The organism is Streptomyces sp. NPDC057697 (genome assembly GCF_042799335.1).
Classification (GTDB): Bacteria; Actinomycetota; Actinomycetes; order Streptomycetales; family Streptomycetaceae; genus Streptomyces.
Map to the genome: position 1 here is coordinate 28,909 of NZ_JBHVJA010000005.1, position 22,269 is coordinate 51,177.

At 71.1% G+C, this 22,269-nt stretch carries 20 protein-coding genes; 8 read left to right on the plus strand and 12 right to left on the minus strand.

All coding sequences use genetic code 11. The features are described from left to right. Positions 1-84 precede the first annotated feature (84 nt). Entirely contained in the window at positions 85-1,257 is a 1,173-nt protein-coding gene (locus ACFVFH_RS15690) for an AI-2E family transporter (RefSeq protein WP_383769017.1), read from the plus strand. 52 nt (positions 1,258-1,309) lie between these two features. Here ACFVFH_RS15690 and ACFVFH_RS15695 read toward each other — a convergent pair whose 3' ends face one another. After that, positions 1,310-2,236 carry a hypothetical protein gene (locus ACFVFH_RS15695; RefSeq protein WP_383768104.1) on the minus strand — a complete coding sequence of 309 codons (927 nt, stop codon included), beginning with the start codon at positions 2,234-2,236 and terminating at the stop codon, positions 1,310-1,312. Between the two features lie 410 nt (positions 2,237-2,646). Between ACFVFH_RS15695 and recA the strand changes: the two genes are divergently transcribed. Beyond that, entirely contained in the window at positions 2,647-3,771 is a 1,125-nt protein-coding gene (gene recA / locus ACFVFH_RS15700; protein ID WP_383768107.1) for a recombinase RecA, read from the plus strand. A 3-nt stretch (positions 3,772-3,774) separates the two neighbouring features. After that, a complete protein-coding gene (gene recX, locus ACFVFH_RS15705; protein WP_383768110.1) occupies positions 3,775-4,506 on the plus strand; it encodes a recombination regulator RecX in 732 nt (243 codons plus the stop codon). A gap of 358 nt (positions 4,507-4,864) precedes the next feature. Here recX and ACFVFH_RS15710 read toward each other — a convergent pair whose 3' ends face one another. After that, positions 4,865-5,587 (minus strand): hypothetical protein, encoded by a 723-nt coding sequence (locus ACFVFH_RS15710; RefSeq protein WP_383768114.1) that lies wholly within the window; start codon positions 5,585-5,587, stop codon positions 4,865-4,867. Positions 5,588-5,943: 356 nt separating this feature from the next. Between ACFVFH_RS15710 and ACFVFH_RS15715 the strand changes: the two genes are divergently transcribed. Continuing rightward, entirely contained in the window at positions 5,944-8,757 is a 2,814-nt protein-coding gene (locus ACFVFH_RS15715; RefSeq protein WP_383768117.1) for an FtsX-like permease family protein, read from the plus strand. A gap of 262 nt (positions 8,758-9,019) precedes the next feature. Here the strand turns inward: ACFVFH_RS15715 and ACFVFH_RS15720 are convergent, their stop codons facing one another. The 8 genes from ACFVFH_RS15720 to ACFVFH_RS15755 all read right to left on the minus strand — a co-directional run bounded on the left by ACFVFH_RS15720 (position 9,020) and on the right by ACFVFH_RS15755 (position 15,652). Then, positions 9,020-9,427 (minus strand): rhodanese-like domain-containing protein, encoded by a 408-nt coding sequence (locus tag ACFVFH_RS15720; RefSeq protein ID WP_383768120.1) that lies wholly within the window; start codon positions 9,425-9,427, stop codon positions 9,020-9,022. Continuing rightward, positions 9,424-9,969, minus strand: coding sequence for a cysteine dioxygenase (locus tag ACFVFH_RS15725; RefSeq protein ID WP_383768122.1), 546 nt, complete (start codon positions 9,967-9,969; stop codon positions 9,424-9,426). Before ACFVFH_RS15725 ends, ACFVFH_RS15720 begins: the two co-directional genes overlap by 4 nt. Positions 9,970-10,237: 268 nt before the next feature. Further along, a complete protein-coding gene (locus ACFVFH_RS15730) occupies positions 10,238-10,324 on the minus strand; it encodes a putative leader peptide (RefSeq protein WP_311605579.1) in 87 nt (28 codons plus the stop codon). 32 nt (positions 10,325-10,356) lie between these two features. Next, positions 10,357-11,970: an FAD-dependent monooxygenase gene (locus tag ACFVFH_RS15735; RefSeq protein ID WP_383768124.1), complete on the minus strand. Its 1,614-nt coding sequence runs from the start codon at positions 11,968-11,970 to the stop codon at positions 10,357-10,359. A gap of 328 nt (positions 11,971-12,298) precedes the next feature. Further along, entirely contained in the window at positions 12,299-13,159 is an 861-nt protein-coding gene (locus tag ACFVFH_RS15740; RefSeq protein WP_383768126.1) for an amino acid ABC transporter permease, read from the minus strand. Next, on the minus strand, positions 13,156-13,803 hold the full coding sequence (locus tag ACFVFH_RS15745) for an amino acid ABC transporter permease (protein WP_383768128.1): 648 nt from the start codon (positions 13,801-13,803) through the stop codon (positions 13,156-13,158). The genes ACFVFH_RS15740 and ACFVFH_RS15745 overlap by 4 nt, the downstream gene beginning before the upstream one ends. 107 nt (positions 13,804-13,910) lie before the next feature. Beyond that, positions 13,911-14,834 (minus strand): glutamate ABC transporter substrate-binding protein, encoded by a 924-nt coding sequence (locus tag ACFVFH_RS15750; protein WP_383768130.1) that lies wholly within the window; start codon positions 14,832-14,834, stop codon positions 13,911-13,913. A 32-nt stretch (positions 14,835-14,866) separates the two neighbouring features. After that, a complete protein-coding gene (locus ACFVFH_RS15755) occupies positions 14,867-15,652 on the minus strand; it encodes an amino acid ABC transporter ATP-binding protein (protein WP_383768133.1) in 786 nt (261 codons plus the stop codon). A 358-nt stretch (positions 15,653-16,010) separates the two neighbouring features. On the opposite strand from ACFVFH_RS15755, the gene ACFVFH_RS15760 reads away from it, so the two are divergent. Further along, positions 16,011-16,703, plus strand: coding sequence for a response regulator transcription factor (locus ACFVFH_RS15760; RefSeq protein WP_383768135.1), 693 nt, complete (start codon positions 16,011-16,013; stop codon positions 16,701-16,703). 15 nt (positions 16,704-16,718) lie between these two features. Continuing rightward, positions 16,719-18,113 carry an ATP-binding protein gene (locus ACFVFH_RS15765; protein WP_383768138.1) on the plus strand — a complete coding sequence of 465 codons (1,395 nt, stop codon included), beginning with the start codon at positions 16,719-16,721 and terminating at the stop codon, positions 18,111-18,113. A 270-nt stretch (positions 18,114-18,383) separates the two neighbouring features. On the opposite strand, the gene ACFVFH_RS15770 is transcribed toward ACFVFH_RS15765, so the two are convergent. Further along, positions 18,384-19,382: a TAXI family TRAP transporter solute-binding subunit gene (locus ACFVFH_RS15770; protein WP_383768140.1), complete on the minus strand. Its 999-nt coding sequence runs from the start codon at positions 19,380-19,382 to the stop codon at positions 18,384-18,386. A 130-nt stretch (positions 19,383-19,512) separates the two neighbouring features. Here ACFVFH_RS15770 and miaB point away from each other — a divergent pair, with 130 nt between their 5' ends. Then, positions 19,513-21,006 (plus strand): tRNA (N6-isopentenyl adenosine(37)-C2)-methylthiotransferase MiaB, encoded by a 1,494-nt coding sequence (miaB, locus tag ACFVFH_RS15775; RefSeq protein ID WP_383769020.1) that lies wholly within the window; start codon positions 19,513-19,515, stop codon positions 21,004-21,006. Positions 21,007-21,143: 137 nt separating this feature from the next. Then, positions 21,144-21,857: a class III extradiol dioxygenase subunit B-like domain-containing protein gene (locus tag ACFVFH_RS15780; RefSeq protein ID WP_383768143.1), complete on the plus strand. Its 714-nt coding sequence runs from the start codon at positions 21,144-21,146 to the stop codon at positions 21,855-21,857. A gap of 74 nt (positions 21,858-21,931) precedes the next feature. Here ACFVFH_RS15780 and ACFVFH_RS15785 read toward each other — a convergent pair whose 3' ends face one another. After that, positions 21,932-22,189, minus strand: coding sequence for an antitoxin (locus ACFVFH_RS15785; protein WP_383768146.1), 258 nt, complete (start codon positions 22,187-22,189; stop codon positions 21,932-21,934). Positions 22,190-22,269 lie beyond the last annotated feature (80 nt).

Here is a 22,269-nt window from a genome sequence, read left to right on the forward strand (position 1 = left end):
ACAGCACAGACCCAGCCGCCCCCCACCCCGCCCGTCCCGCCGGCCGCGCCACCCGCCGCGCCCGCCGGAAACGGGTCGGTCCGCATGCCCGCGTGGCTGCCGCGCGCCATGGTGCTCGCCCTGGCGCTCTACGCCTGCTTCCGGCTCGGCAGCTGGGCGTTCGACCAGCTCATCGGGTTGCTGATCAACGTTCTGATCGCGTTCTTCCTGGCGCTCGCCATCGAGCCGGCGGTGAGCCGGATGTCGGCGCGCGGCATGCGCCGCGGCCTGGCCACCTTCCTGGTCTTCCTCGTGGTGCTGATCGCCGGAGTGGGCTTCGTCGTGCTGCTCGGCTCGATGCTCGCGGGCCAGATCGTCGACATGGTCGAGGAGTTCCCGAAGTATCTGGACTCGGTGATCAACTGGGTCAACCAGTCCTTCCACACCGACCTCTCCCGGGTCGAGGTCCAGGACAGCCTGCTCCACTCCGACTGGCTGCAGAAGTACGTCCAGAACAGTGCGACCGGAGTCCTCGACATCTCCACCACCGTGCTCGGCGGACTGTTCCGGCTGCTGACGATCTCCCTGTTCTCGTTCTACTTCGCGGCCGACGGCCCCAGACTGCGGCGCGCCCTGTGCTCCGTGCTGCCGCCCGCCAGGCAGGCGGAGGTCCTGCGGGCCTGGGAGATCGCGGTCGACAAGACCGGCGGCTACCTCTACTCGCGCGGACTGATGGCCCTCATCTCCGGGATCGCGCACTACATCCTGCTGGTGATCCTCGGAGTGCCCTACGCGCCCGCGCTGGCCGTCTGGGTCGGGCTGGTCTCCCAGTTCATCCCCACGATCGGTACGTATCTGGCGGGCGCTCTGCCGATGCTGATCGCGTTCACCGTCGACCCCTGGTACGCGGTGTGGGTGCTGGGCTTCGTCGTGGTCTACCAGCAGTTCGAGAACTACGCCCTCCAGCCCAAGCTGACCTCCAGGACCGTCGACATCCATCCGGCGGTGGCCTTCGGATCGGTCATCGCGGGCACGGCCCTGATGGGCGCCGTGGGCGCGCTGATCGCGATCCCGGCCGTCGCCACGCTCCAGGCGTTCCTCGGCGCGTACGTGAAGCGGTACGACGTGACGGACGACCCCCGGATGCACGGCCGGAGCGCCCGGCGCGGCGAGCCGGTGCTCACCCGGCTGCGCCGTTCCTGGCGGGCGCCCGGAAGCGCGGCGGGCGCGGGTGGGGACGGCGGCGCCGGGGAGCGGGAAGCTCCGGAGCACGCCTGAGGGGTCGATGTCTTTCGCGCCCCTTCACGACCGTGAGCTCACGCCTGTGAGTTCACGTCGGAGAGGTTTCGGCGTTCTCGTCCCGGGCGACGGCCTCCGGGCCGCCGTCCGGGACGACGCCTGAGCACGGGTCCTGCCGAGTGCCACAGCTCACTCGTGGTCGTGCCTCTCGATAGCGTCCGGCCGACGTCCGTACGTCCGCCAGCGCCCTTGCGTGGTCGACCGGCGGTGGCGAGAAGCGTCCGGGCGCCGACCGTACGTGCTCCGCCCAGCGGTCCTGCCAGAACTCCACCGTCCAACCAGGCCATCGCTGCGGCATCTCGTACGCCTCTGCCGACGCCCCGAGCACCCACCAGCCCACCAGGCGGCGCAGCGGATCGACGTGGATGCCGGCATCGGCCGACGTCGGCCGGACCCCGCACTCGGGGCCGCCCGCCAGCCGGTCGAGGAGCGCAGGCCCCTCCCGGACCGGATGGTCGCCGATGTTCGCCAGCACGTAGCAGTGCTCCGTTCCGATCGTCACCACCACAACCATCGGCTCGGGTTCGGCCAGCTCCTCGTCGTCCGGTCCGAGCAGTGGGCCCACGACGAGTCCCCCCTCACGAGCACGGACGTATGCGGGGTCCAGCCCCAGGTACGACCGCAGCTCGGCGGGGCCGTCGTACATCCACCTGACGTCCCACCCGGCCCATGCCTCCCGCAACAATTCCAGCGTGGCCGCCCTGTGACGCATCTCGGTGCTCGGCCCTTCCCAGGCGAACAGCATCAGCACCTTCCGGCCGAGGTCGACCAGTGCCGCACCCTGGCACTGCACGTCGTCCAGCCACCAGTCGGATGTTTCCAGGCGCCGGATCATCGAGAGGGCCTCCGCCGGCCCGGTCAGGAGGTCGAGGTCGATTCCTGCCGCTCCGAACCGCGACAGGTACAGCTCGTACTCACCGCTCTCGCTGACCACGACAAAGTTCGCACGATCCCCCATCCGCACAGGATGACCACGACCGGTACCGGGGCGCCACCGGATCGGCCGTTCCCACGGGGACACGGCCCGGGGCCGCCGCTCGACCCACCGGACTCGTCCGGCGAACGATCAAGGCCACCTGCCGGCCGCTACCTGCCCTGCCCAGCCCAGCCCTGCCCAGCCCAGTCCTGCGGTGTCGCCCGCCGCGCGCCGCCCGCCGACGGTCGCCGGGGTGCCGGGTGCCGGCCGGTCCGGCGTGGTGCGCTTGACACTGAAATCGAACATCCATTCTCATGGGATTCCGGCCGGGTTTTCCCGGGCCCGACCGTGGAGTTATCCACAGGCCGGGAGGACGTCGAGGCCCATTGTCAGTGGCAGGGGTTAGCGTCTTTGACGTGAAGCGATCGACTCAAGCAAATCGGGTGGAACCCATGGCAGGAACCGACCGCGAGAAGGCGCTGGACGCCGCACTCGCACAGATTGAACGGCAATTCGGCAAGGGCGCGGTGATGCGCCTCGGTGAGCGGCCGAACGAGCCCATCGAAGTGATCCCCACCGGGTCCACCGCCCTCGACGTGGCCCTCGGTGTCGGCGGCCTGCCGCGCGGCCGTGTGGTGGAGGTGTACGGACCGGAGTCCTCCGGTAAGACGACGCTGACACTGCACGCGGTGGCGAACGCGCAGAAGCTCGGCGGCTCCGTCGCCTTCATCGACGCGGAGCACGCGCTCGACCCCGAGTACGCGAAGAAGCTCGGCGTCGACATCGACAGCCTCATCCTGTCCCAGCCGGACAACGGCGAGCAGGCCCTTGAGATCGTGGACATGCTGGTCCGCTCCGGTGCCCTCGACCTGATCGTCATCGACTCGGTCGCGGCGCTCGTGCCGCGCGCGGAGATCGAGGGCGAGATGGGCGACTCGCACGTGGGTCTGCAGGCCCGTCTGATGAGCCAGGCGCTCCGCAAGATCACCAGCGCGCTCAACCAGTCCAAGACCACCGCGATCTTCATCAACCAGCTCCGCGAGAAGATCGGCGTGATGTTCGGCTCGCCGGAGACCACGACCGGTGGCCGGGCGCTCAAGTTCTACGCCTCCGTGCGCCTCGACATCCGCCGGATCGAGACGCTGAAGGACGGTACGGACGCCGTCGGCAACCGCACCCGCGTGAAGGTCGTCAAGAACAAGGTCGCGCCGCCCTTCAAGCAGGCCGAGTTCGACATCCTCTACGGCCAGGGCATCAGCCGCGAGGGTGGCCTGATCGACATGGGCGTGGAGCACGGCTTCGTCCGCAAGGCAGGCGCCTGGTACACCTACGAAGGCGACCAGCTCGGCCAGGGCAAGGAGAACGCCCGTAATTTCCTCAAGGACAACCCCGATCTCGCCAATGAGATCGAGAAGAAGATCCTTGAGAAGCTGGGCATCGGGGTCAGGCCCGACGACGGCACCCCGTCCGGTGCGGACGCGGCAAACAGTGCGGCCGCTCCGGCCGACAGTGCGAAGTCGGTGCCCGCTCCGGCCGGTAAGACCAAGCCGGCCAAGACCGCGGCGGCCAAGAGCTAGACCGTGACGCGTCGCACGGAGTGGCCGGTCAGCGCCACTGACCCTCACACCGGTCCCGGCCATGAATTCACCGCCGGGCACATGGCCGAGTCCGCGGATGCGTACGAGCCGGAGGCCGGTGCGGGCCGTGACCGGGGCCCGGACGCCGGATTCGGAGAGGGGACGGGCCGACGTGCCCGCTCCCGTACCAAGAGCAGCGGCTCCCCTTCCTCGTCGAGGGCCGAGAAAGGGGAGCCGCGAGACCCGGTCGAGCAGGCGCGCAACATCTGCCTGCGGCTGCTCACGGGGACGCCGCGCACCCGGAAGCAGCTTGCCGATGCGCTCCGTAAACGGGAGATCCCGGACGAGGCGGCCGAAGAAGTGCTTTCGCGCTTCGAGGATGTCGGGTTGATCGATGACGCGGCGTTCGCGGACGCCTGGGTGGAGTCCAGGCACCACGGACGCGGACTCGCCCGCCGCGCTCTCGTCCGTGAGCTGCGCACCAAGGGGGTGGAATCCGCCGTCATCGACGAGGCGGTCGGGCAGCTCGATTCCGAGCAGGAGGAGGCGACCGCCCGCGAGCTGGTCGCGCGTAAGCTGCGCTCCACTCGCGGCCTGGACCGCGACAAGCGGTTGCGGCGCTTGGCGGGCATGCTCGCGCGCAAGGGGTACGGGGAGGGCATGGCCCTGCGCGTGGTGCGGCAGGCACTGGAGGAAGAGGGCGAGGACACGGAGGGTCTGGACGAGCCCTTCTGACCGCTGTACCGGACGTGCCAGATGTACCGGACGTGCCAGACGTACGGGACGACAGCCTGTGCTGGACGTACCGGACGACGGCTTGCGGTCGGCATGACGGTCGGAGGACGGGAATCCGGACGGGGGAGGGGCGTCGGTCGGGGCCAGCCATATGGGACCGGCGATAAGCAGCCGCCGACGGGGGAACACAGCGCCACGGGGGCGGGGTACGGGCGGCGGGGGTATCTGGGCGGTGGTGTGAGGCAGCAGGAGGCCGGACGGGGGGACGGAGGACGGGGGAGCCGTGCGGGCAGGGGCGAGGGGGAGCGCCTCGGCATCGTGGCCGTGCGGGGTGAGGGCCGTGAGGGGAGAGCGGTGATCACTGCCCGGCGTGGGCGGCACGGGTGATGGTGGCGTCGATCAGGGCGAGTGCGTCCGCCGCGGTGCGGCCGGGGCAGCGGTTCCAGGGCCCGATCAGCCCGGTCCAGCCCTGGGAACGAAGCTCGGCGACGAGCCAGGCACCGGCCCGGTCCACGGTGTCGAGGGAGCCGTACCCCAGGCGGTGCGCGGTGAGGAGGGCACCGCAGATACACCGGGCGCCGCGGGCGTTGCGGAGCCGGTACGGGGTGTTCTGCCAGCCCCACTCGGTCAGGATCCGCCGCGCGTGGGCGAGGTGAGTGGAGGGCCGAACCTCGGGCTGGCCGATGCGGCGCCACGAGTGGAGCCGGTCCGGGAGGATCGCGCCCAGCCGCCCGGGAAGCGGCCGTTCACGCGGTGCGGCCGCGGGCAGGGCGCGGACGGAGTCGGCGATGAGCTGATCGACCGGCACGGACAGCAGATCGCGCCAGTCGGCAGAGCGGTGGTCCGGCAGTGGCTCCACGACGCCTCGGCCGGTCGGCCGCACGGGGCCGGGCGCGGACGGCTGCCGCACAGGGGCAGGGACGGCGGGGGAGGCGGAGGGGACCCCGACAGGGATGGACGGACGCATGGGGGCGGGGGCCGTGGCGTCCCAGCCGGTGACGATCTGCTGCCACGCCTCCGTGTCGTGGAGGCGAGCGGCCTGGGCATCCAGTTGATCGGGGGTGAGCGTGGGGGTGGGCATGGGTGCGTGGTCTCCGTCCCGTCGGTCCTTGGTAATGAGGTGAATGTCCGCTCGGTACGGGGACCGCTCCACCGGGGCGTGGCATTCGGGTGTGTTGCGGCGGGTCGAGGGGGAACCGCCGCAGGCATATGGGGGTAGCCCCCCGCACGAACACACGGGAACGCTCCAGTGCGCGGGCCTCATGCACGGAGCAGGGTGTGACGCATGCCGGAACTGCCGCACATCCCGGCCCCAGCGACGGTCGGGACTCGGGTCGGGACTCCGGCCGGGGCTCGGGGCGGGGCCCCGGTCCGGACTCCGGCTTCGCCGACGACCTCGACCCCGAAGCACGACAACAGAAGAGAGATGGACGTCCGATGATGCTGCGCTACGCCTTACAGACGATCCGGGACCGCAAAGGCGGCTTCCTCGGCGCCTTCCTGGCTCTCATGTGCGCCGCCGCACTGATCACCGCCTGCGGCACCCTGCTGGAGACCGGCCTGCGCGGGCGGATCGCCACCGAGCGCTATGCCGCCGCGCCGCTCGTGGTCTCCGCCGACCAGAACGTCCACCGCACCACGATCAAGCACAAGGGCAACGGAAAGACCAAGGTCAAGCACAAGGCGAAGCCGGTGGCCGAGCGGGCCTGGCTTCCCGCCGACGTTCTCGACCGGGTCAGCGCCCTGGAGGGCGTGGGCAAGGCCGTTCCCGAGCTGACCTTCATGGCCCAGCCGATGAGCAGCCTGCCCCTCGGCGGCCAGGCCACGAGCAGCGGCCCTGCGCGTGGTCACGCCACGAGCAGTGGTCCCACGCGTGATCAGGACACGTCTGACCAGGACACGCGTGAACTGGACACGGGTCGTCATGACACGCGTGAACTGGACACGGGTCGTCATGACACGCGTGAACTGGACACGGGTAATCAGGACACGGGTCGTCAGGACACGCGGGTCCAGTCCGTGAGCAAGGCAGGGTCCCGGTCCGAGCATCGGTCCGAGCCCCGGCCCCTGGCGCATGTCCCCGGTCGCCCCTCGTACGGGCACTCCTGGGCCTCCGCCCCGCTCACTCCCTTCCGCCTCGTCGCGGGCCGCGCCCCCTCCGCCGATGACGATGTGGTGATCGACCGTGTCCTTGCCGCAGAGAACGGTCTGAAGCCGGGGGACCGGCTCGTCGTCCAGTCCACCCGTGCTCCCCGCCCGTACCGCATCAGTGGTATCGCGGCTCCGGCCGGCCGGAGCGACCTCCGGCAGCAGTCCTCACTCTTCTTCTCACCCGGCGAGGCGGAGCGCCTGGCGGCCCGTCCCGGCCGGATCACCGCTGTCGGAGTGACCCCCGCGCCCGGCACCGACCTCGCGCGGCTGAAGGAGCGGGTCGAGCAGGCGCTCAAGGGCACCTCCGCCCAGGTCGCCACCGGCGAGGACCGGGGTCCCGTCGAGTTCCTGGACGCCGCAGGCGCCCGTATCAAACTGGTTTCCATGGGAGGCGCCATGGGAGGTACGTCGCTCCTGGTCGCGATCCTCGTCGTGGTCGGCACCTTCGCGCTCTCCATCCAGCAGCGCCACCGCGAACTGGCCCTGCTCCGTGCCATCGCCGCCACCCCGGGCCAGATCCGCCGTCTCCTCGGCCGCGAGGCTCTCGTCGTCGGCGCCGCGGCCGGAGTCCTCGGCGTGCTCGCCGGACTGCCCCTCGCCGGCTGGCTGCATGGTCGATTCATCGACATGGGTGCCGTCCCGGTCACCCTGGAACGCACCGCGGGCATCTTCCCGGCCTGCGCGGCGCTCGCCGTCACCCTGCTCGGGGCCTGGGCCGCGGCGAGGATCTCCGGCCGCCGTATCGCCCGCATCCGGCCCGCCGAGGCCATGGCCGAGTCCGCCGTCGGGCGTCGCCCGGCCCGGGGCCGGATCGTGGCGGGCCTGGTGCTGCTCGCGGGCGGGGCCGCTCTCGTCGGCGTGCTGAGCGTGCTGCGTACCGAGGCCGCCGCGACCCCCGTCACCTTCCTCGCCGTCGTCGTCTCGGCCACGGCCGTCTCGCTTCTGGGGCCCTATCTGGTGAGGTTCGCGTCCCTGCTGCTCGCCGGACCGATGCGGGCGGCTGGCGCGGGAGGCTCCCTGGCGACCGCGAACATCCGGGGGAACTCCGCCCGGATGGCTTCCGTCGTCACCCCGCTCACCCTGCTCATCGGGATGACCTGCACGGTCCTCTTCGTCCAACCGACCCTCGGGGACGCCGCCCGCGACCAGGCGCGCGACGGCGTCCGTGCCACCTGGGTACTGGCCGCGCAGGGACCGGGCATCCCGTCCGAGGCCGCCGGGGCGGTCCGCGGGGCGCCGGGTGTCACGGCCGCCACGGAGGTCGTACGGACCACGGTGCGCGTCGGTCTCGACAAGTACCAGGCCCAGGGCGTCACCCGGGCCGGACTCGCCCGCACATGGGACCCGGACGTCATGAGCGGATCGCTCACCGCATTCGTCCGCGGCCGTGACACCGCCGCGATCAGCGAACTCGCCGCCGACCGGCTCGGCCTCCGCCCCGGCAGTGCGCTGAGGCTCCACCTCGGCGACGGCACCCCCGCCACCCTCACCGTCGCCGCCGTCTACCGTCGCGGTCTGGGCTTCGGCGACCTGACACTCCCTCACGACCTGCTCGCCGGACACATGGACAACCCGCTAGCCGCCACCGTTCTGGTCGCCGGGCACGGCAGCCATGACGGACTCGCGGCCGCGCTGCGGCAGTTCCCCGGCGTCTCCGTGCTGTCACCGGAGACCGCCGACCGGCTCCAGGCGGACCGTGTGCAGGAGAACGCGGCGGTCAACTACCTGGCCATGGGCCTGATCCTGGCCTTCACCGCCATCGCCGTCGTGAACACCCTGGCCATGTCCGTGTCCGAACGCATCAGGGAGTTCGCCATGCTGAGGCTGGCCGGCGCGACCCGGCGCCAGGTCCTGAGAATGCTCCGTGCCGAGGCTCTGGCGGTGCTGCTGATCTCCACGGCCCTCGGCAGCGGCATCGCCCTGGCCGTACTGACCGCCTTCAGCATCGGCATGACCGGCAGTGCGGCACCCAGCGTGCTGCCCCTGCTGTACGCGACGGTGGTGGGCGCCGCCGCACTGCTGGCACTGGCCGCCACGGCACTGCCCGGCCGGCTCGCGCTCAGGGTCGGGCCGGTGGAGGCGGCCATGTCCCGACAGTGACCACGGAGGCCCGGCGCGGGTGGTGCGATGGTGCGATGGTGTGGTGCATGGCCTCGGCGAACTCCCGCACCGCACCACGCCGCCGGGCCCATCTCGCCTCGCCGGACCCATCCCGCCGCCGGGCCGATCCCACCCCGCCGAGCTCACCCCCGCCGCCGGACCCATCCCGCAGCACCGCCCCGTTCGTCGCACGGGGCTCCAGCCGTCGTACCGGGCTTCAGCCGTCGTACGGGGCTTCAGCCGTCGTACCGGGCTTCAGCCGTCACACCGTGACCGGCAGCCCCGCCGCTCGCCACGCCTGGAACCCGCCGATCAGATCCGTCGCCCGGTGCAGCCCCAGCTGCCTCAGGGAGGCGACGGCGAGGCTCGACGCGTAGCCCTCGTTGCAGATCACCACGATCCGGAGGTCGTGACTCACCGCCTGCGGGGCCCGGTGGCAGCCCCGCGGGTCGAGCCGCCACTCCAGTTCGTTGCGCTCGACGACCAGCGCGCCCGGAATCAGTCCGTCCCGCTCCCGCAGCTCCGCGTACCGGATGTCCACCAGCAGGGCGCCGTCCGCTGCGGCGGTGGCCGCCTCCTGCGGGCCGACCCTGACGAATCCGGCCCGGACCCGTTCCAGCAGCTCATCGATGCCGACCGGCTCCGTACCGTCCTCGAAGCCGGTGCTCACTGCCAGTCCTCCGGCCGCTCGACCTGTTCGAGGCGGAGCAGGTCGCCCGTGCGGCTGTAGCGCCGGATCCTCGGCAGTGGTGGATAGTACGCGTGGACGGAGACGGCGTGTTCCGTGGCGGACTCGTTCAGCACCTCGTGGACGTGGTGACGACCGAAGGCCCGGCCCTGTCCGGTGGCCAACTCCCGGCTCCGGTCGATGCCTTCGGTGAGTTCCAGGGTCTTCCAGCCGTCGGTGGGCAGCCGGGCGGCCAGTGACAGCTCCTTGAGGGTGCCCGCCGCCGTGGTGAAGGCGCCGACCGAGTCGGCGTGGTCGTGCCAGCCGGTGCCGGTGCCGGGTGGCCAGCCGATCAGCCAGGCCTCGCTGCCGCCGGGGCCTTCGAGCTGGACCCAGGTGCGCCCCTCGGGATCGAGGGGGAGCGAGGCCACGGCCTCGGCGTCGGCGGCGACACGACGGACGAAATCGAGCAGTTCCGCCTCCGTCGGTCCGGAACCACCGGCGGCGGACGACAGCCGCGCGGACCCGGAATCGGGGGTGGGCACGGAGGGTGAGGCAGGGGTGGACGACGGCCGCGCGGACCCGGGACCGGAGGTAAGCACGGAAGGTGAGGCAGGCGTGGACGACGGCCGCACGCTCCCGGTACCGGGGGTGGGCACGGAAGGCGAGGCAGGGCTGGACGACAGCCGCGCGGACGCGGGAGCAGGCGTGGGCACGGAGGGTGAGGCAGGGGCAGACACGGAGACCGTCCTGAGGGTTCGCGCGGATGCCCGCCCGCACGTCAGCGCGCGAGGCGGGGCAGGGAAGGGCGATTCAGCAGGACGGCCGACACACGCAGCCCGCATAGCGGACGAGGTCCATATGGACCCTCCGCCACAGGCGCACATCGGTGTCGGTCACGGTTCGGAGTACACCATGTGCGTCCGCAGCGGTCAATTGATGCCCGCAGTCTGGTCGGAACGTACGGAGGCGTGCCCCGGCCCGCCCCGTACCGTCTCCGCCGCCGCCAGGAGGTCCCGGGGCCGCACCCCGCCGAACGACGCCACGAGGTGGCCGTCCGGCCTGATCAGGAGCACGGTGTGGGCCGAAGCCCCCGGGTAGCTCTCGGTCACCAGCAGCTCGCCCTTCATCGGCAGCGCGTCGACCGCCGCGGCGAGGCGCGGCATGACACCGGCGGTCATCCAGTGCCGCCGGTCCCACACCCCCGTGCCGGGCGCCACCAGGACCACCAGCAGATGCCCCTGCCCCAGCCGCTCCCGCAGCCGCACGGTCGTCCCGTCGGGCGCCGTCACCCGCACATCGGTCACCGGCGCACCGGGGGGCGTACCGACAGAGGTGTGCGCCTCGGCGCGTGGGGGCGCAAGGGGCGAATGCGAGTACGAAGGGGGCGCACCGAGGGGGCCGCACCCCAGATGCCCATCGGTGAGGAGGGAATCGTGCCCCCGTGCGCTCCCCGGGACCAGCGTCCGCAGTCCGCCGCCGCCCCGCAGTATCGGCAGCGACTGGTCCGCCGCGCGCAGCCGGGAGGCGACCGCGGCCCGCCGTTCGGCCTGGTAGCTGTCGAGCAGGGCGTCGGCGGGGCCGTGGTGCCAGGCCTGGGCCAGCTTCCACGCCAGGTTCTCGGCGTCCCGCAGTCCCTCGTCGAGCCCCTGGGTGCCCAGCGCGCCCAGCAGATGGGCGGCGTCCCCGGCCAGGAAGGCCCGGTCGGCCCGCCAGCGCAGGGCCAGCCGGTGGTGCAGCGTGTAGACGCCCGTGTCCAGCAGTTCGTACGGCGGTGTCTCGCCGCACCAGCCCGCCAGGGTGTCCCGGACCCGGGTGATCAGGGCGTCCGGGGTGACGAGCTCGCCACGCGGCGGCAGCAGCCAGTCCAGCCGCCAGACGCCGTCGGGCAGCGGACGTGCCGTCACCTCGGCACCGCCGGTTCGCCACGGCGGCAGCCGGTGCAGCACGGCCTGTCCGGGCCAGGGGAGCTCGGTGCGCAGCGCCGCGACGGCATGCCGCTCCACCGCCGTGCGCCCGGGGAACCGGATGTCGAGCAGCTTGCGCACGGTGGACCTGGCGCCGTCGCAGCCCACCACGTAACTCCCGCGCCACCAGGTCGCGTTCGGTCCCCTGGTGTGCACGGTGACGCCGGCCGGGTCCTGCTCCAGCGTGTCGATCCGGCTGTACGGGGCCACCCGTACCAGCTCCTGCGCGGCCACCGCGTCCCGCAGCCCGCGCGTCAGGACGTGCTGCGGCAGATGGACGGGGGCGGGCAGCGGATCGCCCCCGGGGGAGTCCTCGCCGAGCGACAGCTCACGCACCAGCTGCTTGCGCCGCATCGACCGCCACCCCGACCACTGCGTCCCCTCGTGCCGGAGCGCCTTGCACCCCAGCCGCTCCGCCAGGGCCGCGGTGTCCTCGCGCAGCACGACGGTGCGGGCGGGGCGCGTCTCCTCCTTGCCCGGATCCTCGTCGAGGAGGACCGAGGGAACCCCCTGCGCCGCGAGGGCGAGCGACAGCGCCAGACCGACGGGCCCGGCGCCGACGACGATCACCGGGTCCACGGGACGGCACCTCGAATCCGTACGAACGGCGCCGAGGCGGCGGACGGGACGGGCGCGCGGCTCGAATCGGGGCAGGGCGGCGGAGGGAGTGTGGCGGCGGGGGCAGGGGGCGCGATCACAGAACGTATGCAACCTACTGCCGGTGCCCGCGTCAAGCGACACCGGACGGCGGCGAGGGGCGGTGGCTCGTCCGCCACCGCCCCTCGGAACACCGTGCGACGAGCCGTAGGACGGCGCGCCCGTCATCGACGGCGAGCGACGGCGTACCGGCGGCCCCGGGTGCGCCCCCCGTGCGTGCTGCCGGTGCCGCGCGTGCGCGTCGGTGGAATCAGCCCGGCAAGTCGGCCGTGTTCCCCGAGCCGGTGGGCACGGCGGTCTTGATTCCCGACCGGGTACGCCGTCCGCGCTTCTCGATCCAGGTGGCGAGCGCCGAGAGCAGGAGGCACATGCCGACGTAGATGGCGCCGATGACGACGATGGTCGACACGTACGGGTACTGCCCGTTCACCTGTGTGTTGGAGGCGATCAGACGGGCGGTCTGCAACAGCTCCGGGTACAGGATGATGAAGCCCAGCGACGTGTCCTTGAGGGTGACGACGAGCTGGCTGATGATCGTCGGCAGCATGGCGCGTACCGCCTGCGGGATCAGCACGCCGACCATGACCTGGGTCTTGCGCATGCCCAGCGCGTAGGCCGCCTCGCCCTGTCCCCTGGGCACCGAGTTGATGCCCGCGCGCAACACCTCGGCCTGGACACAGCCGTTGTAGACCGACAGACCGAGTGCCAGCGCCCACATCGAGTAGTCGGTGAGGAAGCCGACCCAGATCGCGTAGATGGTGATCAGCAGCGGGATCGAGCGGAACAGCTCGATGAAGGCGGTGGCCAGCCAGCGGACCGGCTTGTGGTCCGAGAGGCGGCCCACCGCGAGGAGCACCCCGAGGATCAGCGAACCGACCGCGGCCAGACCGAAGGCCTTCAGCGTGGCGAGCACGGCGTCGGCGATGTTCTGCCGGATGCCGGCGTAGTTGAAGATGTCCCACATCTCCGGGGCCAGATGGCCCTTGTCGGACAGCCGCACGACACTGATCACGAGCAGTGCCACGATGGCCAGGGCTCCGACGACCGCGTAGAGCCGGTTGCGGACGGTGGCCTTGGGACCCGGTGTGTCGTAGAGAACGCTGGCACTCATCGGGCGACCTCCATACGACGTTCGATCAGCCAGAACAGACCGCTGATGGCAAAGGTGACGACCAGATAGCCGAGGGCCACCCAGATGAAGACGGGGGTGATGGCGTAGCCGCGGTCACTCATCAGCTTCTGCCAGCCGAACAGCTCCGTGACGCTGAAGGCGCCGGCGATCGCCGAGTTCTTGGTGAGCGCGATGAAGATGCTGCTCAGCGGCGGGATGACGGTCCGGGTGGCCTGCGGCAGCACCACGATCCGCAGCGTCTGGGAGAACGTCATGCCGATGGAGCGGGCCGCCTCGGCCTGTCCCAGCGGAACGGTGTTGATACCCGAGCGGACCGCCTCGCAGACGAACGACGAGGTGTAGAAGCCGAGTGCCAGCGAGCCGAGCAGGAACGGGCTCATGCCCGGGAAGAAGATCTCCGGTACGACGAAGAAGGAGACCAGGAAGAGGAGAGTCAGCGGGGTGTTGCGCAGCAGTGTCACCCAAGCGGTGCCGAAGATCCGCAGCGGGGGCACCGGCGAGACCCTGAGCCCGGCGACGACCACTCCGAGGACCAGCGCGATGACCGAGCTGACGGCGGTGATCGACACGGTTCCTATGAAGCCGTCGCGAAACTCTGGGAAATTGTCGAGCAGTACATTCATGAGGTCTCCGCGTCGGCGGGCAGCGGCATCGGGGCAGGGGAGGGGGTGCCCCGTACGCGTCCGGGGAGGCGGACACGCGCACGGGGCACTTCAGCCAACCGGCTACGTCAGTAACGCTCGACGGCCGGCGGGGCGGTGTACTTCGAGCCGGACAGACCCAGCGTGGCCTCGTAGATCTTCTGGTAGCTGCCGTCCTTGACGTGGTTCTCCAGCGAGGTGTCGATGGCGTCGCGCAGCACCTTGTCGTCCTTGTTGAGACCCACGCCGTAGGGCTCCTCGGTGAACGGCTTGCCGACGACGCGGAGCTTGCCGGAGTTCTGCGCCGCGTAGCCCTTGAGGATCGAGTCGTCGGTGGTGACCGCGTCGACCTGCTTGGTCAGCAACTGCTGGACGCAGTCGGAGTACTTGGCCAGTTCGACGACGTTCGCGCCGTACTCCGGCTTCTTGATCTCCTGGAGCGGCGTGGAGCCGACGATGGAGCAGACCTTCTTGCCCTTCACCGAGTCCTTGCCGGTGATGGACTTCTCGTCCTGGCGCACCAGCAGGTCGGCGCCCGCCATGTAGTACGGGCCGGCGAAGCCGACCTGCTTCTTGCGCTCGTCGTTGATGGTGTACGTGCCGACGAAGTAGTCGACCTGCCCCTTGGAGATCGCGGTCTCACGGATGCCCGAGTCGACGGTCTTCCACTCGATCTGGTCCGCCGAGAAGCCCAGGTCGGCGGCGATCATCTTGGCGATCTCGATGTCGAACCCGGAGCGCTCCTTCGTCGACTGGTCCTCGAAGCCGAGGTAGGGCTGGTCGGCCTTGGCACCGATGATCAGCTTGCCGCGCTTCTTCGCCGCCTTGAAGGTCGGCGAGTCCAGGTCGACGCCCGTGGCGACCGTGTACTTCGGCAGCTCGGGGGCACCGGAGGCGCCGGGCTTGGTCCCGGTCGGCTTGTCACCGGCCGAGCCCTCCTTACCACCACAGGCGGTCGCTGTCAGGGCGAGCACGGCGATGGCCGCGACGGCGGCCGACTTGCGGAGATTCATATGAACTTTCCTTATGCCGTAGGTCGTTGTCGTCAGTGGTGAAGGATCTTCGACAGGAAGTCCTTGGCCCGGTCACTGCGCGGGTTGCTGAAGAACTGGTCGGGAGCGGCCTCTTCGATGATCTTCCCGTCGGCCATGAAGACGACCCGGTTCGCGGCCGAGCGCGCGAAGCCCATCTCATGGGTGACGACCACCATCGTCATGCCGTCCCGGGCGAGCTGCTGCATGACCTCCAGCACCTCATTGATCATCTCCGGGTCGAGCGCCGATGTCGGCTCGTCGAAGAGGATCACCTTCGGGTCCATCGCCAACGCCCGTGCGATGGCCACGCGTTGCTGCTGCCCGCCGGAGAGCTGGGCCGGGTACTTGTCGGCCTGCGTCGCCACGCCCACCCGGTCGAGCAGCGAACGGGCCTTGTCCTCGGCGGCCTTCTTGTCCGTCCTGCGGACCTTGATCTGGCCCAGCATCACGTTTTCGAGCACCGTCTTGTGCGCGAAGAGATTGAACGACTGGAAGACCATGCCGACGTCGGCCCGCAGCCTGGCCAGCTCCTTGCCCTCCTGGGGCAGGGGCTTGCCGTCGATCGCGATGGCGCCCGAATCGATCGTCTCCAAGCGGTTGATCGTGCGGCACAGTGTGGACTTCCCGGACCCGGAGGGCCCGATGACGACCACGACCTCGCCACGGGCGATGGTCAGGTCGATGTCCTGGAGCACATGCAGCGCGCCGAAGTGCTTGTTGACGTTGCTCAGTACGACAAGGTCGTTCGCCGCGGGCGCGGCGTCCTCGGCGCCCTTGGTCACTGAAACTCCGCTCATCGGCTTCTTGCTCCGTCCTCCTCGATTGGGAAGGACCCTAGTGACGGGGTGCTACCAGCGTCATTACATCTGAGCGGAAATTGAGGATAACGATCCGGCGGCAACCGGACACTCCGTGTGAACGGGGTGCGGGCTGTGACGCACGTGGCGTACCGGGTGGATAACAGATGGCCGGATGCGGCGGGCGGGCCTTGACTGACCTGCCTCTCATCGGAGTGGATGCCCTGGTACGCCATGACGTGAAACGTCTCGGTACGGGGAAGTGACCGGGAGCGTACGAGAGACCGCACCGAAGCTTCTGCCGACGCGTACCGGCACCGCGCGATCGAGACCGTCGGGGACCCGGAGAGGGAGGCCAATGAGACTGCTGCTCGTCGAGGACGACAACCATGTCGCGGCCGCGCTCTCCGCCATCCTGGCCCGGCACGGATTCCGGGTCGTGCACGCGCGCAGCGGCGAGGAGGCCCTGCAGGCACTGCTGCCCGCGGACACGGAGCCGTTCGGCGTCGTCCTCCTCGACCTCGGCCTGCCCGACCAGGACGGCTACGAGGTGTGCGGGAAGATCCGCAAGCGCACCTCCACCCCGGTGATCATGGTGACCGCGCGCGCCGACGTCCGCTCGCGGATCCACGGCCTCAACCTCGGCGCCGACGACTACGTGGTCAAGCCGTACGACACCGGCGAGCTGCTCGCCCGTATCCATGCCGTCAGCCGGCGCAACACGAGCGGCGAGGACACCGTGCCCACGCCCGTCGCCGCGCTGCGCCTCGGGCACGTCCACATCGAGCTGCCGACCCGCCGGGTCAGTGTCGACGGAGCCGAAGTCCAGCTCACGCGCAAGGAGTTCGACCTGCTGGCGCTGCTCGCCCAGCGCCCCGGAGTGGTGTTCCGCCGGGAGCAGATCATCAGCGAGGTGTGGCGCACGAGCTGGGAGGGCACGGGGCGCACACTCGAAGTGCACGTCGCGTCCCTGCGCTCCAAGCTGCGGCTGCCCGCACTGATCGAGACGGTGCGCGGGGTCGGCTACCGCCTCGTCGCCCCGTCCGCGTAGAGGCGCACGTCCCAGGTGCGTACCCGGCTGCTTCCCCTGCTCATCGTGCTCATGGCCGGTGTGCTGCTCGCCCTCGGCTTCCCGCTGGCCGTCAGTGTGGCGGCGGCCCAGCAGCAGCGCGTCGTGATCGACCGCATCGACGACACGGCACGCTTCGCCGCGCTGGCGCAGTTCGTCACCGAACGCGGCGACGGCTACGACGAGCGCCGGCGCACCCTGCGGAGCGAACTCGGCACCTACGCCTCGGTGTACGGCATCCGCGCGGGTGTCTTCTACCGCGACGACAGCGCCATGGCGAAGGCCCCCGCGGTCTGGCAGCTCCCCATCGAGGGGGAGGGGCGCCGGGCGTTCAAGGAGGCCCTGCTGGGGCGGCGCAGCCACGATCCGCCGCAGGTCTGGCCGTGGCAGGACGGCAGGGTCGTCGTCGCCTCGCCCGTGGTGCGGGACGGCGACGTCGTCGCCGTGGTGGTCCTCGACTCGCCCACCGCGGAGATGCGCTCGCGCACCCTGCGCGGCTGGCTGCTGATCGCGGCGGGCGAGGCGGTCGCCATGCTGGTGGCGGTCGGCGCCGCGATCCGCCTCACCGGCTGGGTGCTGCTGCCCGTACGGACCCTGGACGCGGCCACCCACGACATCGCCAGCGGGCGGATGCGGTCACGGGTCGCGGCGTCCGGCGGGCCCCCGGAACTGAGACGCCTGGCCCGGTCGTTCAACGAGATGGCCGACAACGTCGAGGACGTGCTGGAGCAGCAGCGCGCCTTCGTCGCCGACGCCTCGCACCAGCTCCGCAACCCCCTCGCCGCGCTGCTGCTGCGGATCGAGCTCCTCGCGCTCGAACTCCCCGAGGGCAACGAGGAGATCGCCTCCGTGCGCACGGAGGGAAAGCGCCTCGCGCAGGTCCTGGACGACCTGCTCGACCTGGCGCTGGCCGAGCACGCCGCGGCCGATCTCCAGCTCAAGGACATCGGCGCGCTCACCGGGGAGCGCGTCGCCTCCTGGCGGCCGGTCGCCGAGGCGAAGGGGGTGGTTCTCCGGGCGGACGGCGCCTGCGCGGTGACCGCCTGGGCGGACCCCGTCGCGCTGTCGAGCGCCCTGGACGCGATCATCGACAACGCCCTGAAGTTCACCCCCGCCGGTGAGGAGGTCGTCGTCACGGTCGCCTCCGGCCGCGACCACGTCACCATCGTCGTCGCCGACCGCGGACCGGGTCTCACCGCGGCGGAGCGGGAACGCATCGGCGACCGCTTCTGGCGCAGCACCCAGCACCAGAACATCCGGGGCTCCGGCCTCGGGCTCTCCATCGCGCAGGCCCTCCTGGCGGCCGGCGGCGCCTCCCTCGGCTTCGCGGCCCACGAGCCGCACGGCCTGCGGGTCACGGTCTCGGTCCCGCGCAACGGCCCGCAGGGCTGAACGCGCCGGAGAAGCGGCACGTGGAACGGGAAGCAGTACGCACGACGCACAAGGCGCAGCGCGCACGACGCAGAAGTAGCAGCGCGCACGACACACAAGAAGCAGTGCGCACGACGCACAAGAAGCAGTACGCACGACACAGAAGACGCAGCGCGCACGACACAGAAGACGCAGCGACGGAGAAGGAGAAACACGCGGGACGGGAAGAAACACGCAGGACGGAGAAACGGAGAACGGGAATCGCCCGGCGCGCGGGAGCCGCGGAGAAGCTCAGGGTTTGACCGAGCGGTAGTAGCGGCTGGCCCCCTCGTGCAGCGGCAGCGGATCGGTGTAGATCGCCGTGCGCAGATCCACCAGCTGGGCCGCGTGCACCTCGCGCCCGATCCGGTCCCGGCTGTCGATCACGGTCCGGGTGAACGCCTCCGTCATCGCCGCGTCCGAACGCTCCGTGGTCACCAGCACATTGGCGACCGCGACCGTCGGCACCGCCTCGTCCTGCTGCGCGTTGCGATAGGCGTCGGCGGGCATGGTGGCCGAACGGTAGTAGCGCGCGGACCCGCCCACCGCCTGGAGCCGCTTGATCAGCGAGGCCTCCAGGGGCACCAGCCGGATCGCGAACCGGTCCGACAGCTCCTGCACGGCGGACGTGGGCAGCCCCCCGGACCAGAAGAAGGCGTCCAGCCGGTCGCCCTCCAGCTCCTCCGGCATGGTGTCGATGCCGGAGGCCACCGGCCTCACGTCGTGCGCGGGATCGAGCCCCGCCGCCGCCATCAGCCGGTCGGCGACCAGCCGCACCCCCGAACCGCGCTGCCCCACCCCGACCCGCTTGCCACGCAGGTCCGAGACCTTGTGTATGTCCGAACCGCGCGCCACGACCAGCTGGACGTAGTCGTCGTACAGCCGCACACAGCCCCGCAGCCGCCCGGCGCCGGGCTTGCCGTCGTTGAGATAGGTGGCGAGCGCGTCGGCGGTGGCGATGGTGAAGTCGGCCTTGCCGGTCGCCACCCGCTCGATGTTCTGCTGCGATCCCTCACTCGTCTGCAGCCGTATCGACACCTTGGGCAGGTCCCGGGCCAGATCCCCCCGGAGACGCTCGCCGTAGCGCTGGTAGACCCCGCTGCGCACGCCGGTACTGAAGGTCAGCGTGCCGGTCGGGGCCGGCTGCCCGAGCGGCAGCAGCCACCACAGCAGCAGCCCGAGCACGACGACGACGGCGGCGCACGCCTGGAGAACGCGCCGCCCGCCGATACGGGAGAGTGCCTGGAGCATGGCGGCGATCCTGCCAGCCCGCCCCGGCGATGACCAGGGCCGCTCCCCGACCGGCGGCCGCCCATCATCGGGGCCCGGCCGGAGCCCTTACCCTGGACGGGTGAGCGGCAACGACGTGGCTGGTGGAGTAGTGGACGGTTTGAAAACGTACGAGGTGCGCACCTACGGGTGCCAGATGAACGTCCACGACTCCGAGCGGCTGTCGGGGCTGCTGGAGGGCGCGGGTTACGTACGTGCCGCCGAGGGCTCCGACGGCGACGCCGACGTCGTCGTCTTCAACACCTGCGCGGTCCGGGAGAACGCCGACAACAAGCTCTACGGCAACCTCGGCCGGCTCGCCCCGATGAAGACCAAGCGGCCCGGGATGCAGATCGCCGTCGGCGGCTGCCTCGCCCAGAAGGACCGCGACACCATCGTCGAGCGGGCCCCCTGGGTCGACGTCGTCTTCGGTACGCACAACATCGGCAAGCTGCCGGTGCTGCTGGAGCGCGCCCGGATCCAGGAGGAGGCGCAGATCGAGATCGCCGAATCCCTGGAGGCGTTCCCCTCCACGCTCCCCACCCGGCGCGAGTCCGCCTACGCCGCATGGGTCTCGATCTCCGTCGGCTGCAACAACACCTGCACCTTCTGCATCGTCCCGGCGCTGCGCGGCAAGGAGAAGGACCGCCGTACCGGCGACATCCTCGCAGAGATCGAGGCCCTGGTCGCCGAGGGCGTCTCGGAGATCACCCTGCTCGGCCAGAACGTGAACGCCTACGGCTCCGACATCGGCGACCGCGAGGCCTTCTCCAAGCTGCTGCGCGCCTGCGGGAGGATCGAGGGGCTGGAGCGCGTCCGCTTCACCTCGCCGCACCCCCGCGACTTCACGGACGACGTGATCGCCGCGATGGCCGAGACGCCGAACGTGATGCCGCAGCTCCACATGCCGATGCAGTCAGGATCGGACCGCGTCCTGAAGGCGATGCGCCGCTCCTACCGGCAGGAGCGCTTCCTGGGCATCATCGAGAAGGTGCGCGCCGCGATGCCGGACGCCGCCATCTCCACCGACATCATCGTGGGCTTCCCCGGCGAGACCGAGGAGGACTTCGAACAGACCATGCACGCCGTCCGTGAGGCGCGCTTCGCCAACGCCTTCACCTTCCAGTACTCCAAGCGCCCCGGGACCCCCGCCGCCGAGATGGAGGGGCAGATCCCCAAGGAGGTCGTTCAGGAGAGGTACATGCGCCTGTCGGCCCTCCAGGAGGAGATCTCCTGGGAGGAGAACAAGAAGCAGGTCGGCCGGACCCTGGAGATCATGGTCGCGGAGGGCGAGGGCCGCAAGGACGGCGCCACCCACCGCCTCTCCGGCCGCGCCCCCGACAATCGCCTGGTCCACTTCACCAAGCCGGACGAGGACGTACGCCCGGGTGACGTGGTGACCGTCGAGATCACCTACGCGGCGCCGCACCACCTGCTTGCCGAGGGCGCACCCGTGGCCGTGCGGCGCACCCGGGCCGGGGACGCCTGGGAGAAGCGCAACGCCACCGAGGCCGCCGGGCCGACCGGTGTGATGCTGGGGCTGCCCGGCATCGGAGCCCCGGCGCCGCTGCCGGCCGCGGCGGCCCCCGGCTGCGGCTGCGACTGACGTCGGCCGGTCGGCCGGCCCCCGGCTGCGGCTGACGTCCGCCAGTCCGGTTGCCCCCGGCTGCGGTTGCGGCTGCGACTGACGCCCCCGGTCCGGCGGCCGGACACGGCTCGGGGCCACGCAGTACGCTGCCCCCCATGCTTGTCGCCGCCGCTGTCTGCCCCTGCCCCCCGCTGCTGGTGCCCGAGCTGGCCGCCGGCGCCGCGCCCGAGCTCGACGCCGTGCGCGACGCCTGCGCCGAGGCCATCGGTGTGCTCGCGGCCGCGCGCCCGGACCGGCTGATCGTGGTCGGGCCCGCCGAGCGACCGGGGCGTGGACCGCATCCCGAGGGGGCCACCGGCACCTTCAAGGGCTTCGGCGTCGACCTCGGTGTACGGCTGGGGCGCGACCGCGGTCCGGTGGCCGAGGACACGCTCCCGCCGTCCCTCGCCGTCGGCGCCTGGCTGCTGGCCCATGCGCAGTGGGCCGGTGCGCCGGTCGAGGGACTGGGCGTGGGCGAGCCGCTCGAAACCGGCCGCTGCACCGACGCCGGAAGGAACCTGGCCGCCGCGGCGGACCGCGTCGCGCTGCTCGTGATGGGTGACGGCAGCGCCTGCCGCACGCTCAAGGCCCCGGGCTATCTCGACCCGCGCGCCGAGGGCTTCGACGCGGCGGCCGCCCGCGCGCTGGCCGCCGCGGACCCCGAGGCGCTGATCGCCCTGGACTCGCCGCTGGCGTACGAGCTGAAGGCCGCGGGCCGGGCCCCCTGGCAGGTGCTCGCGGGCGCGGCACAGGGGAAGGACCTGGCCGGGCGGCTGCTGTACGAGGGTGCTCCGTACGGCGTGGGTTATCTGGTCGCCGCCTGGTCCTGAGCCCGGGGCGTGCCGAGGACGGCCGTGCGGCGGCGTCGCTCCACGGCCGTCCGTCGGGCCCGGTCAGTCCATGGTCAGGAAGCGGGCGGCGTACCACCCTCGTTCTTGGGCGTACCGCCCTCGTCCTTGTGCGACAGGCGCTCGACCGCGTCCTTGGCCTTCCGCGTGCCGGACTCGATCTTGTCGCTGTACTTGCCCTTGGTCTTTTGGTCGACCGTCCGTGCGGCCTTGTCGAGCCCTTGGTCGATCTTGTCCCCGTGCTGATGCGCGAGTTCGCCGACCTTTTCCTTGGCGGGGCTCAGCTTGGCCTTCAAATTGTCCAGGAAGCCCATCGGGCACCTTCCCTGCTGGGGGACTACGGTCGGACGCTTTTCAAACCATGAAAAAACGCCCATATTCACTTCGAATTCTA

Excerpts from the sequence above, each read along its gene's own strand:
- ACFVFH_RS15690 (WP_383769017.1), top strand. The coding sequence starts at position 85 with ATGCCCGCGTGGCTGCCGCGCGCCATGGTGCTCGCCCTGGCGCTCTAC.
- ACFVFH_RS15695 (WP_383768104.1), bottom strand. The coding sequence starts at position 2,236 with ATGGGGGATCGTGCGAACTTTGTCGTGGTCAGCGAGAGCGGTGAGTAC.
- recA (WP_383768107.1), top strand. The coding sequence starts at position 2,647 with ATGGCAGGAACCGACCGCGAGAAGGCGCTGGACGCCGCACTCGCACAG.
- ACFVFH_RS15710 (WP_383768114.1), bottom strand. The coding sequence starts at position 5,587 with ATGCCCACCCCCACGCTCACCCCCGATCAACTGGATGCCCAGGCCGCT.
- ACFVFH_RS15715 (WP_383768117.1), top strand. The coding sequence starts at position 5,944 with ATGATGCTGCGCTACGCCTTACAGACGATCCGGGACCGCAAAGGCGGC.
- ACFVFH_RS15740 (WP_383768126.1), bottom strand. The coding sequence starts at position 13,159 with ATGAGTGCCAGCGTTCTCTACGACACACCGGGTCCCAAGGCCACCGTC.
- ACFVFH_RS15745 (WP_383768128.1), bottom strand. The coding sequence starts at position 13,803 with ATGAATGTACTGCTCGACAATTTCCCAGAGTTTCGCGACGGCTTCATA.
- ACFVFH_RS15750 (WP_383768130.1), bottom strand. The coding sequence starts at position 14,834 with ATGAATCTCCGCAAGTCGGCCGCCGTCGCGGCCATCGCCGTGCTCGCC.
- ACFVFH_RS15755 (WP_383768133.1), bottom strand. The coding sequence starts at position 15,652 with ATGAGCGGAGTTTCAGTGACCAAGGGCGCCGAGGACGCCGCGCCCGCG.
- ACFVFH_RS15760 (WP_383768135.1), top strand. The coding sequence starts at position 16,011 with ATGAGACTGCTGCTCGTCGAGGACGACAACCATGTCGCGGCCGCGCTC.
- ACFVFH_RS15770 (WP_383768140.1), bottom strand. The coding sequence starts at position 19,382 with ATGCTCCAGGCACTCTCCCGTATCGGCGGGCGGCGCGTTCTCCAGGCG.
- ACFVFH_RS15780 (WP_383768143.1), top strand. The coding sequence starts at position 21,144 with ATGCTTGTCGCCGCCGCTGTCTGCCCCTGCCCCCCGCTGCTGGTGCCC.
- ACFVFH_RS15785 (WP_383768146.1), bottom strand. The coding sequence starts at position 22,189 with ATGGGCTTCCTGGACAATTTGAAGGCCAAGCTGAGCCCCGCCAAGGAA.